Source organism: Alistipes communis (genome assembly GCF_006542665.1).
Taxonomy (GTDB): Bacteria; Bacteroidota; Bacteroidia; order Bacteroidales; family Rikenellaceae; genus Alistipes; species Alistipes communis.
In genome coordinates this window covers 807,216-820,140 of record NZ_AP019735.1, presented here as the reverse complement: position 1 = coordinate 820,140, position 12,925 = coordinate 807,216, and the positions used below count along the sequence as shown (strand labels likewise).

General features: G+C 62.2%; 7 protein-coding genes. 1 reads left to right on the top strand and 6 read right to left on the bottom strand.

From position 1 onward, the window contains the following. Positions 1-125 precede the first annotated feature (125 nt). Complete coding sequence (locus tag FMF02_RS03390; protein ID WP_141412215.1) at positions 126-1,523, top strand: Gfo/Idh/MocA family protein; 1,398 nt, start codon at positions 126-128, stop codon at positions 1,521-1,523. Positions 1,524-1,598: 75 nt separating this feature from the next. On the opposite strand, the gene FMF02_RS03385 is transcribed toward FMF02_RS03390, so the two are convergent. The 6 genes from FMF02_RS03385 to FMF02_RS03360 form a co-directional block, all read right to left on the bottom strand. Then, positions 1,599-2,126, bottom strand: a complete 528-nt coding sequence (locus FMF02_RS03385) for a DJ-1/PfpI family protein (RefSeq protein WP_019131444.1) — start codon at positions 2,124-2,126, stop codon at positions 1,599-1,601. Between the two features lie 410 nt (positions 2,127-2,536). Continuing rightward, positions 2,537-4,189 carry a SusR-related protein gene (locus FMF02_RS03380; RefSeq protein WP_141412214.1) on the bottom strand — a complete coding sequence of 551 codons (1,653 nt, stop codon included), beginning with the start codon at positions 4,187-4,189 and terminating at the stop codon, positions 2,537-2,539. Positions 4,190-4,404: 215 nt separating this feature from the next. Further along, positions 4,405-6,147: a RagB/SusD family nutrient uptake outer membrane protein gene (locus FMF02_RS03375; RefSeq protein ID WP_141412213.1), complete on the bottom strand. Its 1,743-nt coding sequence runs from the start codon at positions 6,145-6,147 to the stop codon at positions 4,405-4,407. A 21-nt stretch (positions 6,148-6,168) separates the two neighbouring features. Further along, positions 6,169-9,495, bottom strand: coding sequence for a SusC/RagA family TonB-linked outer membrane protein (locus FMF02_RS03370; RefSeq protein WP_244611621.1), 3,327 nt, complete (start codon positions 9,493-9,495; stop codon positions 6,169-6,171). 22 nt (positions 9,496-9,517) lie between these two features. Then, positions 9,518-10,897, bottom strand: coding sequence for a LamG-like jellyroll fold domain-containing protein (locus tag FMF02_RS03365; protein WP_081584317.1), 1,380 nt, complete (start codon positions 10,895-10,897; stop codon positions 9,518-9,520). Positions 10,898-11,023: 126 nt separating this feature from the next. After that, positions 11,024-12,889, bottom strand: a complete 1,866-nt coding sequence (locus FMF02_RS03360) for a calcineurin-like phosphoesterase C-terminal domain-containing protein (protein ID WP_244611646.1) — start codon at positions 12,887-12,889, stop codon at positions 11,024-11,026. Positions 12,890-12,925 lie beyond the last annotated feature (36 nt).

The following is a 12,925-nucleotide window of genomic DNA, read 5'->3' as shown; positions in this document are numbered from 1 at the left end:
TGGGCAACCGTATCCGGGAATTGCGGAGAAGTCGCGGACTCCGCCTTCGGTTTTCCCGTCCGGTAGGATAAAGGTAATGAATTTTTTCTAACTTTGTGAACAGAACCCTGAAAAACCTCTTTCTCATGAAAACGCTCTTTCGTACAGCACTTCTTCTCGTCTGCGGTTTTCCGCTCTTCGCCTGCACGCCGCACCCCGCCTCGGACGCGCCTTACCGGATCGAGGAGGGGACGATCGTCTTCGCGGAACCCGCACGTGCCGAGGGGCAGTGCGACGTGCTGCAACTGCGCTGCGATCCGATTCCCGTCGTGCGCGTGGCCTTCATCGGCCTGGGTATGCGCGGCAGCACGGCCGTCGAGCGTTTCACGCAGCTCGACGGCGTGGAGATCGTCGCCCTCTGCGACAAGGTGCCCGCCCACGTCGAGCGGGCGCAGCGGACGCTTTCGGTACACGGCCTGCCGGCGGCGCAGGAGTTCACGGGCGCCGACGACTGGCGCCGCGTCTGCGAGTTGGAGGGCGTCGATCTGATCTACAACTGCACCGACTGGCAGATGCACGTCCCCATTGCGCTCTACGCCATGGAGCGGGGCAAGCACGTGGCCGTCGAGGTGCCTGCGGCGCTGACCGTCGCCGACTGCTGGGCGCTGGTCGACGCGGCCGAACGGACGCGCCGCCACTGCATGATGCTCGAGAACTGCTGTTACGACTTCTTCGAGATGACGACGCTCAACATGGCGCGCGAGGGGCTGTTCGGCGAGATCGTCCATGTCGAGGGGGCCTATATCCACGACCTGCGCGAATTGCAATTCGACCGCCGGCACGGCTACGTCGACATGTGGCGGCTCGAACACAATGCGCTGCATACGGGCAATCCCTATCCTACGCACGGCCTGGGTCCGTTGTGCCAGCTGCTCGACATCCACCGCGGCGACCGCATGGAGCGGCTCGTCTCGCTCTCGTCCGACCAGTTCGGCATGAGCGCCTACGCCACGGCGAAGTACGGCGCGGAGTCGGCGGAGGCCGAGAGGCCCTATGCGTTGGGCGACATGAATACGACGCTGATCCGCACGGCCAGGGGCAAGAGCATCCTCATCCAGCACGACATCACCTCTCCGCGGCCCTACAACCGGCTCCATACGATCTCGGGAACGAAGGGCTTCGCACAGAAATACCCGATCCGCAGTCTGGCGTTCGATCCCGACGCCCACCACCGGCTCTCGGACGAGCAGCTCGACCAGATGCTGCGCCGCTACGAGCATCCCATTACGCGCGAAATCGGCGAGAAGGCGCGCGAGGTGGGCGGCCACGGCGGCATGGATTTCATCATGGACTACCGGCTGGTCTACTGCCTGCGCCACGGCCTGCCGCTCGATCAGGACGTCTACGACGCGGCCGAGTGGTCGTCGCTGGCGGAGCTGACCGAAGCGTCGGTGCGCAACGGCTCGATGCCTGTCGCGATGCCCGACTTCACGCGCGGCGCATGGCGCAAGGTCGAGGGCTTCTCGCACGCGATGGCCGAGTGACGCCGGCCGCCCCGAACAGGCTCCGCCCCTGTCGCAACGATCTGCGGCAGGGGCGGAACGGTTTGAGGGGCAGGACTATTTGAGCGCCTGCAACACCCGGGGCATCAGCTCGGAGAGGGTGTTCTCGGTCTGGGCGGTGTAGAAATTCCCGTCGACGACCGCCTTGTCGTCGGTGGGGATGCACTCCCGCACCACCGTTTTGAGGAAGGGATGCAGTGCTACGCGTCGTCCCCGGGCGATGCCCAGGTTGTCGTAGAGAAGCGCCGCAGCGCAGTGGCCGATCATCGGTTTACCCTGCTCGGCGAAGCGTTTCATGATGCGGAGCATCTCCCGGTTGAAGGGCTTGTCGGCGTTCTCGGCGAATTTGGGCATGGCGTCGCCGCAGGCGAAGACCAGCGCATCGTACTCCTCCTCGCGGCCCGCGAGACGGGACACCGTGTCGTCGAGGCGGAGGGCGACGCCCGAGTTGGTCGTCACCTGCGGCGTCTCGGCCACCGCGAACGTGCGGAATGGAATCCCGTTCTCGAAAAATGCTTCCAGATAGTGGAACAGTCCCGCTCCGTTGACCGGATCGACGACCAGAACAGCTGCTTTCTTTGCCATGATTGTGCGATTTTAAAGGTTCGTTTGTTTTCAACAGTCGTTTTCCCGCCTCGGCATAGCCTGAATAAGTTCGGCTCTGCGCTCGGCTTGGCGAAAACGTTCATTTTCATGCTCCATTTCCCGCCTCGGCATAGCTCGAACTGCGTTCGACTCTGCCCTCGGCTTAACGAAAACGTTGACTGCACGGGCCCCGACGGGCCCGCATGATGTAAAGATAGGGCGGGGAATCGTAAAAAACAAGTACTTACCTTCGGGTAAGCAACTTACCTGCGGGTAACGAATCCTGATCCGCAGCCGGTTGCGCGACGAAAAATCGTCGCGCGATTTTCCGCCGTGTGCCGCGCAGGGAGCCGAACGGGGGAGGGGCGTGCCGCACGAGTGTGCCGAGCAGAGGGGGCATCGTGCCGCCGTCAGGCCGTCTGCGACGGTTCCGCACCGGCGATGTCGATGCGGCGGATCGCGTCGTCGAAGGCGTTGCGGTCGCCGATCGCGGCGTTGCGCAGCTGCGCGCGGTAGGTGTGGATCGTGGCGACCGAACAGTTGAGGATCGCGGCGATCTTGGCGCTGTGGGTCACTCCCAGCCGGATCAGCGCCAGGATGCGCAGCTCGGTATTCAGCGTCCGGGGCTGACGCGGCGAGAAGCGCTCCGCGTCGGTCATCAGCCGGTTGACGTGCGCCACGAAATCGGGGAAGAGGTGCAGGAAGGTCTCGTCGAAGATCGCCAGAAACTCCTTGTATTCGGCGTCGGCGGGGTTCTTGGTGCGCAACTCCCGTATCAGGGCGTCGCAGTCGCCGTCCTTGTAGACCTTCAACAACAGTTTGCGGTAGTCGTTGATGCGGACGATGTAGCGGGAGCAGAGGGAGAGGTAGTGGCCGACGTATTCGTCCTTGATGTTGTTGGCGTCGCGCAATTCGCCGTTGATGCTGCGGATATGTTCGTTCAGCTCCCGGAGCTGGCGGTTCATTTCGAGCCGTGCGGCGCTGATCTGCCGGATTTTGCGGTAGTAGACCAGGATCGTGAAGAAACTTCCCAGCAGCACGACGACCAGCAGGCTGACGACGATCGTGACATAGCCCATCGCGCGGCGTTTGGCGTCGAGCGAGTCGATGTAGGCGCCTGCGATCTGCTGCACCATCTCGGACGACTGCTGCATCCGCGAACGGTAGTTGCAGTAGAGGGCATCCTCCATCGAGCAGTTGATATAGCGGTTGGCGCGCTCCACGTCGCCCTCTTCGAGCAGCAGCCCTGCCAGCGTGTAGAGTGCCATGCCCTCGCGCACGGGGGTGCGCAGGTCGTCGGCCGTCGCACGGATCAGGTACTCCTTGCGGCGGTCGGCGTCGCCCAGCTGTTCGTAGATGAGCGCCAGCCGGTAGGCGACCATCGCCCGCAGGTGCGTGTCTTCGATGCCGGCTTCGTATTCGGGCAGGAGCAGATCCAGCGCCTTGCGGGCTTCCCCCGCCTTGCAGTACATCATGGCTTCGAGCTCCTTGCGCGGGACGGAGCCTTCCGGCAGATTGCGGATGCGCAGCACGTTGTAGAATTGCAGCGAATCGCGGTAACGGGCTTTGAGCGCGGGATCGGCGCCGGAGAGCTGTTTGGAGAGGTAGGAGCGGTAGACGTTGTAGTATTCGCTCTTGTTTTCCGGCGCCAGACGGGTCGTGTCGACCTGATGCAGGATGCGGAAGGCTTCGCCGTACATGCCGCCGTTGAGAACGGTTTTGGCCAGATAGACCCGTGCACAGTTGATCCGCGTGCCGTCGCCGTAGCTTTGGGCCAGGGCGAGCATTCTGCGGGCGTAGTGGTAGGCCGAGTCGATGTCGTAGTTGTAGTACTCCTTGTAGATCTCCTCCGCCAGGGCGATCCGTTTGCGCGGGTCTTTCGCTGCGGCGAGTTCGTCGCGCCGCGCTGCGATGCGGAGATTCTTCGTGCGGCCGTATGTGTCGCGTCGTTCGATGATACGGTCGAGCTCTTCGAGCGCCTTCTGATGGCGATCGGTACGGTCGGTACAACTCGTACCGATGCCGAAGAGCAGGACGGCGAGAAGGAGAGGGAGCGGTTTCATGCGTTTGTATTCGACAGTCGTTTTTCGCCCCGGCGTACCCCGAACGGGTCGGGAGGGCTGTCGTGCGAAAATAGTAAAAAAAAGCGAGTTGACGGCGGTTTCGACCGTTTTTGTTGCTCCGCCGCCGGTTTCCGGAGGGAGATCGCCGCGACGAAAAAGGAGGAAACCGTCGCGGTTTCCTCCTTCGGATGAATCGTCTCCCGACGGTCGTTGCGTCAGAAGTTCAGGCCGTCGTCCCAGCCGGGGTTCTGCGTCAGCGCAGGGTTCAGCGTGCGCTGTGCGGCGGGAATGGGCCAGAGGTAGTCGCGCGCGTCGTCCCAGTTCCGGCCGTGGACGACGCCCGGGTAGCCGACGATGTAGCCTTTGGTCTCCTCGCTGAGAATCACCTCCTTGCCGATCTGCAATTTCGTCGGGCAGGAGGAGGTCGCCTCGTCGATGTAGAGTTCCAGATCGGGCGTGCCGTCGTTGTCCATGTCGTAGGTTCCCGCACCGGCGATGTAGCAGCCGTAGTAGGGCCGGTAGTGGTTGAGCACCTGCTTGCACTCGTTCCAGCGGAAGAGATCCCACGAACGGTAGGGGGGCTCCATGACCAGTTCGACGGTGCGCTCGCGGCGGATTTCGAGGATGACGCCCGTGTGGGCGCTCTTCGTCACGTTGGGATAACATTCGAGCAGGTAGGGATCGGGCGAAGCGTCGGCCTTCGTGAGATCGATGCCGGTCATCTTCGCGCGTTTGCGGATCAGGTTGACCGAGATTTCGAGGTCGTTCTGCGTGATCGTTCCCAATTCGGCCACCGCCTCGGCGTAGTTGAGGTAGACTTCGGCGGCACGCATCAGGATCCAGTCGCTGCTCGCGGCACCCGACGTGGTCGAGTTGGCGGCCGTGCCGACGAACTTGATCGGTTCGTAGCCGGTGTGCGACGAGAGGGTGTTGCGCGTGACGGTCGTGGCCTCCACCTGCTTGTAGCCCGGACAGAGGACGGTCTGCGCCATGCGCGGATCGCGGCCCTGCGTCTCCTCGCTGTACGGCATCGTCTCCCAGCCCTCCTTGTCGGTGAAGCGCGAGCCGTCGGCCATGAGGTAGTGGTTCATGAAGCGGCGCGTGAGGCTCGTGCGGCCGAACTTGATGTTGTAGGGCACCGAGTGCGAGATGCCGAAGGCTTTGTCGTAGCGGCGGCAGAGCACCACCTCGCAGGTCTTGGCGTTCTCCGAGTAGAAAAGTTCGCGGTAGGGTTCCGCTCCCTCCTCGTAGAGATGGAAGGGCGAGTCGGTGATGAACTCCTTGGCCGTGGCGGCCGCCTGCCGGAGATATTTGTCGGCGTCGGCCATGCCGTGATATTTGCGGAACGTCCCCTCGTAGAGCGCTGCGCGGCTGGCGTAGGCCAGCGCGGCCCATTTAGTCACGCGGGTGTTGCCGCTCTCCCACGTGCCCGGAAGGTTTCGGGCCGCGAAGTCGAAATCTTCCAGCACGCGGTCCATCACGTAGCCGCGGTCGTCGCGCGCCTTGTAGACGTCGGCGTCGGTCGAGCCGAGCACGTGGTCGTAATAGGGCACGTCGCCGTAGGTGCGCACTTTGAGGAAGTAGAAGTAGGCGCGGAAGAACCGGGCCACGGCCTCGTATTTGGTGGCCAGCGCTCGGTCGGGACATTGGTCGAGGTGTTCGAGCAGGTAGTTGATCTTGCGCAGTGCGCTGAACGACCAGGTCTGCGAGGCGGCGTTGCGGCTGCCGGTGATGTAGTCGCTCAGTCCGTTGTCGATCTTGTCGTCGGCGTCGTTGATGCCGATGTCGGCCGATTCGAGGTTGTCGTTGTAGAACTGGTTGCTCCACAGGGTGAGATCGGACTCGTTCTGGAAATATTGTTCGGGCGAAAGCTCGTGTTCGGGGAGCATCGTCAGGTCGCAGCCGCCGACGCTCAGTGCGATGGTTCCGAAAGCTAAGATTTTACAGATGATTTTCATATTCTTTCCGGCTTGAAGTTGTTAGAAGGTGATGTCGACGCCGAACGAGAAGGTGCGGGGCATGGTGTAGCCCGTTCCCGTTCCGCCCTTGTAGGTGCCGCTGGAAATCGCCAGCTCGGGATCGATGAGCTTGCAGTGCTTTTTGAGCGGCGACCAGTAACAGAGGTTCTCGCCCGAGACGTAGATGCGCAGCTTCGAGAGGTACTTTTTCAGCACCGGCAGCGTGTAGCCGATCGTAAGGTTCTTGAAGCGCAGGTAGGCCACGCTTTGCAGGTAGCGGTCGTTGTTCTGTCCCAGCGGGCCGCCGTTGTAGCTCTGGATCGGCCGCAGGCGGGGGAAGTAGCCGCCCGGATTCTGTTCGCTCCACACGTCATCCATGAAGTCGTAGGTGATGAACGACGGAATGGTGTAGCCGTAGAGCTGCCAGAACTGGTTGGCGCCGTAGATATCGTCCTTGTTGGCCGTCGGATACCAGTCGCGCTTGCCGACGCCTTGGAAGAAGGCCGAGATGTCGAATCCGTTCCAGCTCGCTTCGATGCGGAACGAGTAGCTGTAACGCGGCGTGGTGTTGCCGATGATCATCATGTCGCCCGGATCGTCGACCGTCCCCGCGCCCGTGCCGATCGAGCCGCTGCCGTCGCGGTCCTCGAACATCACGTCGCCGGCCATCAGCCTGCCCAGGTTGTTCTGCATGTTGTAGACGCGCTGGTAGACGTTCGAACTGTTGTTGATCGCCACCTGGTAGGCGGCGGCCTCCTCGTCGGTGTCGAAGAGTTTCGGCACGTGGTAGCCCCAGATCTCGCCCAGCTTTTTGCCTTCGTAGTAACTGTCGAAGAGCTTCGTGGGGTTGTTGTACTTCGTGATTTCGGTCTGGTAGTCGCCGATCTGACCCGTCAGGGCGTAGTGGAAGGGTTTGCCGCCCAGCTTGAACTGGTCGCGCCACGTGATCGAGAGCTCCCACCCTTTGGTGCGCAGGTCGGCGCAGTTCTCGGTCGGCGTCGCCGCGCCGTAGACCGAAGGCAGCGTCAGCGACTGCGTGAGCATGTCCTTCGTGTCGCGGATGAAGAAATCGCCCGTGAACGAAAGGCGGTTTTGCAGGAAGCTCAGGTCGAGGCCGAGGTTGTAGGTATAGACCGTCTCCCACGTGAGGTTCGACGACATGGGATCGGATACCGATGCATAGCTGGCTTTGCCGCTGTCGTCGAAGAGGTAGTTGAGCGTGCCGGTGCCGATCGTTTGCAGGTAGAGGTAGTTGCTCACCTGCTGGTTGCCCAGCGCACCGTACGACAGGCGGATCTTACCGTTGTCCCACCAGTGGCGGACGCCCTCCATGAACCGCTCTTCGGTGAAGCGCCAGCCGGCCGACACCGAGGGGAAGTAGCCCCATCGATCCTTTTTGGCGAAGCGCGACGTGCCGTCGGCGCGCATCGAGGCTTCGAAGAGATACTTGCCCTTGTAGTCGTAGTTGATGCGGGCGAAGAACCCGAGCGTCTTGTAGGCCGAGATATCCTGCTGTACGAGCCAGTAGGTGTCGTCGTTGACCGAGTTGAACGAATCGATCTGGTCGCTGCCCAGTCCGAACTGCTCGACGATGTTGTCCACGAGTCGGTATTTTTCGTAGTTCATACCCGCGACCGCCTTGAAGTTGTGCTCCTTGTTCCAGCTGTGTTCGTAGGTGAAGTAGGCGTCGACGTTGTGGTAGGTGTACTCGTAGGGGCGTTCGCGGTAGGTGTCCTTCTGGTAGTGGGTCGTGGTCTTGGTCACGCCCACGGCGTCGGAGTAGATGTTCGCCGCCGTGCGATCCTTGTAGAGGCGGCGGTAGTTGTTGATGTTGTAGCTGGCGTCGAAGGTCAGATCCTTGTGGAGTTTGAGTTGCAGGCTGTTCGAGAGCGTCAGCGAGAGGTTCTCGATCGTGTGCTTGTTCGTGGGGTCGGCCAGCGCCGCCGTGCGTCCCTTGCCCAGCGCCACGTTGCGCAGGTCGGCGGGATACATCACGATCGAACCGTCGGGGTTGTAGGGGACGAACATCGGTGCGACGTTCTCTTCGAGCGCGGCGATGGTCTGCGCCTCGTTGAGCGGCCCCGGATACTTCTGGTTCACGGCGTTGAGCGAGGCGTTGGTCGACCACTTGGCCCATTTGAAGAGCTGTGCGTCGAACTTGGCGCGGAACGAGTAGTTCTTGTAGTTCTCCTTGTTCCGGATCATGTTGCCGCCCAGCACGCCGTCCTGCTGGTAGTAGCGGCCGCTGACGTAGTAGTTGACGTCCTTGCCGCCGCCCGAGAGCGAGAGGTTGTGCTCCTGATGGAAGCGGTTGGTGTTGTAGATGCTGTGGTACCAGTCGAAGTTGCCGTAGTAGTGGTACTTGCCGTCGTCGCCGATCACGACCCACGGCCGGTCGGGGTGTTCGGTGGTGTCGTAACGACGCGCTTCGAGCGCCGCCCAGTCGGCGTCGGTGTAGTTGAAGGCGTTGTAGGCGTAACGCGAGAAGTAGAGGTCGTTGACGATCGTGGCGTAGTCGTAGCCGTTGGTGATGAAGTCGGTGGGCGTCGTGGGCTGCGTCCAGCCGATGTTGTTGGAGTAGCTCACCGTGGCTTTGCCCGCCGCACTCTTCTTGGTGGTGACGAGGATCACGCCGGCCGAAGCCTTGGCGCCGTAGATGGCGCTGGCCGAAGCGTCTTTGAGCACCGAGATCGACTCGATGTCGGCGGCGTTGACCAGCCGCAGCGAGACGCCCGGCACGCCGTCGACCAGTATCAGCGGCGAACCGCCGTTGATGGAGGGCACGCCGCGGATGTTGAGGCTGTTGCCTGCCGTGGGGTTGCCCGAGTCGATGCTGATGTTGAGCGAGGGATCGATGCCCTGCAACGCCTGCATGGTCGAGACCACGGGCCGCTGGGCCAGCTCCTCGCCCGAGATCGACGAGACGGCGCCCGTGACGTTGATCTTCTTCTGCGTGGCGTAGCCCACGACCACTACGTCGTCGAGCTGCTGCGCGTCTTCGCTCAGCTCCACGTCGATCGCGCCGGAGGCGGGCACCTTGACCGTCCACGAGGTATAGCCCACGCAGGAGATCGTCAGCAGCTGTCCCGTGGCTGCCTTTACGGTGAAGGCTCCGGCGGCATCGGTCACCGTTCCGGAACCGGTCGAGTTGTTGGCCACCGTGACGCCGACGATCGGATCGCCGGTCGCACGGTCGGTGACGCGCCCCGTGACGTCGCGCAGCTGCGATTGGGCGAGTGCGGCCTGCGAGGTGTCGTACACCGGCGTTTCTGCGGCGTGAGCCGTGCCGAAGGGAAGCGCGAGCAGTCCTGCGGCCATGATTGCGAATATCTGTTTTCGATTTTTCATATCGCGTTCGTATTTGGGTTAGTTACTTCACGAGTTTCCAGAGGGCGTGAACCTGATCGGCGTTGATCGGATCGTCGTAGATGCGTGCGATGACCACCTCTCCGTTGAATGATATCTGCCCCTTGTCGTTGGGATTGGGGTCGGCGCCGATTCCGAACCAGCGTTTGTCGACGTTGGTGTTCATGTGGCGGAATTCGCCGCCGGCTGAATTGTTGGTGGCCTTCAACTCTCCGTCGACATAGATTTTCTGCGTGCCGGCGGCCTTGTCCCATACGGCGACGATGTGGTAATAGACATCCTTCAATGGGGTGACGCCGCTCTTGGCGGTTTTCCACACGTTGCCGCCCGTGGCATTCTTCGTGCCCGTCTCCATGACGATCTGGTTCGAGTCGTCGGCCCAGAAACAGATGCTGACGCCGCCGCCTTCGCTCGAAGCGAAAGGTTTGATCTGCAATTTTTGGGGATCGTCGTAACGGCGCAGGAGCACCTCCATTGCGTAGCCGTCTTCGAGTTTGCTCTTGAAGGCGGCGTTGTCGTTGTACTCCACCTTGTAGAATCCGCTTTCCAGCACGGCCGAAGGACCGCTCGGTTCGCGCGTGAAGCGTGCGGCGTACCGGTCGTATTTTTCGAGGAAGACGGTCGACAGGGTCGGGTCGGGAAGCAGTTCGACGGTCATGCCCATGGCCGAGACATCCTTCGCGGTGCCGTCTTCGGCGAAGACCACGTCGAGCAGGTCGGCCGTCGGGGCCGGAACCACGTACCCCTGCGTGACGGTGACGTAGTTGAAGACTTCGGGGTGAAGCTCCGAGACGAATTTGAGCGTCGCCGTGCGGTTCTTGCCCGTCGTGTTCTCTTCGGCCAGGAAGGTGATCGAGGCGCTCTCTTTGGACTGCTGGGTGAGCCAGCCGTCGCCGTCGGGGCTGTCGATCTCGACCTTCCACGGGCTCTGGTTGGTCGAGACGGCGACGGTGAACTCCGTACGGTCGCCGACGATCGAGATCGTCGCGGGATCGACGTCGAGATAGGGCTGCTCCTCGGTCTGCGAGATCGTGTAGGCGTAACGCTCCTCGCCGCCGAGACGGAACGACACAGTAGCCGAGCGGGTCGCGCCGCTGAGGTTGCGGGCCGCTACGACGGTCACCTTGGTGTTGCCCGTCGCGCCGCTGCGGTCGGAGAGGGCGAAGCCCTCGTCGCCCGCGATGTCGGCCGTCCAGTCGGCCGTGGCCAGGACGGTGAAGGCCACCTCCTGGCTCTTGCCGTCGATCGAGATCGGCTGCGACGGATCGGAGCCGTCGGGACCGACGACTTTGAGCAGGGGCGTGCGGTTCAGGTCGCCCCCTTCCGAATCGCACGACGCGAGGAACGCGCATACGATTGCGAACATGGTCAGTAGTTTTTTCATAGTGAGATAAATTATTAGGTTAGATGAAGAGATGAATCGGGATGCGGACGCCCTCTGCCGCCGCGCAGGGCCGCCGGTCGGAGCGGAGCCTTCCCCCTCGCTCCGCTTCCGTCCGGACGGCGGCCGTTACCACTGCGGGGAGACGGACATATCGTAGAGTTCGCGCGGGCGCGACATCGTTTCGGTATAGCTGCGGCCGAATTCGTCGGTCACGGTGATTTCGAGCGTGGTCGTGGGCGAGGAGCAGACCGCCTCGAACATGTGCGACGTGAGCAGCGTCGGGAAGGTCATGGCCGTCGAATTGGTGTTCATGCGGTTCATGTTGAAATGGATCGTATGCAGCGGGTCGTAGGTGTCGACCTGTTCGACGGGGAGTCGGTTGCCGGTCTCGACTTCGCGCACCTCCACCTTCCATTTCTCGTTCCAGTTGAAGACGTTGATCAGCACGGCGTTGTCCGAGCGCGGACGGTCGTAGCCGTTGGCGTACTGCGCGAAGAATTCGGCGCTGACCGTCCCGAAATTGTTCTTGATGTCGGGGCAATATTTGTCGCGCGTGATGAGGCAGCGGTTGAGGTCGTAGGCGCGGAACTGATAGTCGGCTGCCTTGCCGATGCCCTGATAATGCCATTGCACGTCGTCCGCTCCGGCGGTTCCGATCTCGAAGAGTCCGTAGCCGGCCGGTGCGCCGTCGCGGCACATCTGGGTGCGGCCGTTGGTGTAGTTGCCCGTCCACCACCATGTGGCGCATACGGCGGCGATATTGTGTTCGGTCATGCGCTCGGTGATGCGGTTGGCGTAGTTGATATGGGTATGGCCCGTCACGAAATGGACGGTGTAGGGAGCGAGCAGGTCGAGCATCTTCGCGCGGCAGTCGGCCGGCATGGCATAGCTCCACGAGAGTTTGCCGTCGGCGATGCGGTAGCGGTTCGTGAACTGGATGTGCATCCCCACGAAGACTGTTTTCCCTGCCGGAACCCGTTGCAGGTCGGCTTCGAGCCACCGGAGCTGGTCGGCCGTCAGTCCCTCCGTATAGTCGAGTTTCCCGACGGTTCCCTGTGCGCCGCCCGTGTTGGTGAAGAGGGTGTTGTCGAGCTGGATGTAGTGGATGTCGCCGATGTCGAAGGAGTAGTAGGTAGGGCCCAGATTTTCGCGCCACGGATTTTCGGATTCGAAATCGTCGGCCACGTAGGGATCGTTGTCGTGGTTGCCCGGAATGTTGTAGATCGGAATGTCGAGATCGGCCATTTGGCGCACGTAGTGCGACGGCTGGTAGCTGTTCTTGTACCAGTATTCGTCCCACGTCAGATCGCCGAGCGCCATGGCGTAGAGGCTCACGCCCTCGGCTTTCGCCTGTGCGATCTGTTTGCGGAGGTCGGCCTTGAAGCCGTTTTCGAACTGGTGGATGTCGTTGGTGCGGTTGGCCAGATGCGTGTCCGTGAAGACGATCATGCGGTGCCGTTCGTTGGCTTCGGGCGCCAGTACGAAACTGCGCTGTTCGTAGGTCTGGGGCGAACCGCTCAGCCGCCGGAAGAACTGGGGAATGGTGCGGTTGACCGCTGCGCGGTATCCGGCGGGGACGGTGATGAAGACGTAGCCTCGCTGTTTGAGCGAAGAGAGGTAGTAACGCCCCTCGTCGTCGGTGGCGGTCACGAAGACGCCGTCCGAAATCGAAACGCCCGCGATCGGTTTGCCCGTATGGTCGATCACGCGGCCGTAGACGGTGCTGCCGGGTACCTGCGGCACGTCGGTGCGGTCGACCACGTCGACGAAGGCCGTGCCCAGGTCGAGGGCTTTCCCGTTTTTATAGAAGGTGAAGTCGTACATGCCCCCGATGAAACCGGCGGGCGTTTGCAGGGAGGCCCCCTGCGTTTGGTCGACCTCCGTCACCGGCATCCGGTGGATTTCGGAGGCATCGCTGCGTGCGGTCAGCAGCAGGTAATCGTCGGTGCCGGCGCCGCTGCACGGAAGCAAGAAAGTGTCGGCGAAGCCCATCTCCACGACATCCGGAACCTTGTAGGCGGCGACATC

Bases quoted from the DNA above. Each gene is read 5' to 3' on its own strand.
- FMF02_RS03375 (WP_141412213.1), bottom strand. From the start codon at position 6,147: ATGAAAATCATCTGTAAAATCTTAGCTTTCGGAACCATCGCACTGAGC.
- FMF02_RS03360 (WP_244611646.1), bottom strand. From the start codon at position 12,889: ATGGGCTTCGCCGACACTTTCTTGCTTCCGTGCAGCGGCGCCGGCACC.
- FMF02_RS03380 (WP_141412214.1), bottom strand. From the start codon at position 4,189: ATGAAACCGCTCCCTCTCCTTCTCGCCGTCCTGCTCTTCGGCATCGGT.
- FMF02_RS03365 (WP_081584317.1), bottom strand. From the start codon at position 10,897: ATGAAAAAACTACTGACCATGTTCGCAATCGTATGCGCGTTCCTCGCG.
- FMF02_RS03385 (WP_019131444.1), bottom strand. From the start codon at position 2,126: ATGGCAAAGAAAGCAGCTGTTCTGGTCGTCGATCCGGTCAACGGAGCG.
- FMF02_RS03370 (WP_244611621.1), bottom strand. From the start codon at position 9,495: ATGAAAAATCGAAAACAGATATTCGCAATCATGGCCGCAGGACTGCTC.
- FMF02_RS03390 (WP_141412215.1), top strand. From the start codon at position 126: ATGAAAACGCTCTTTCGTACAGCACTTCTTCTCGTCTGCGGTTTTCCG.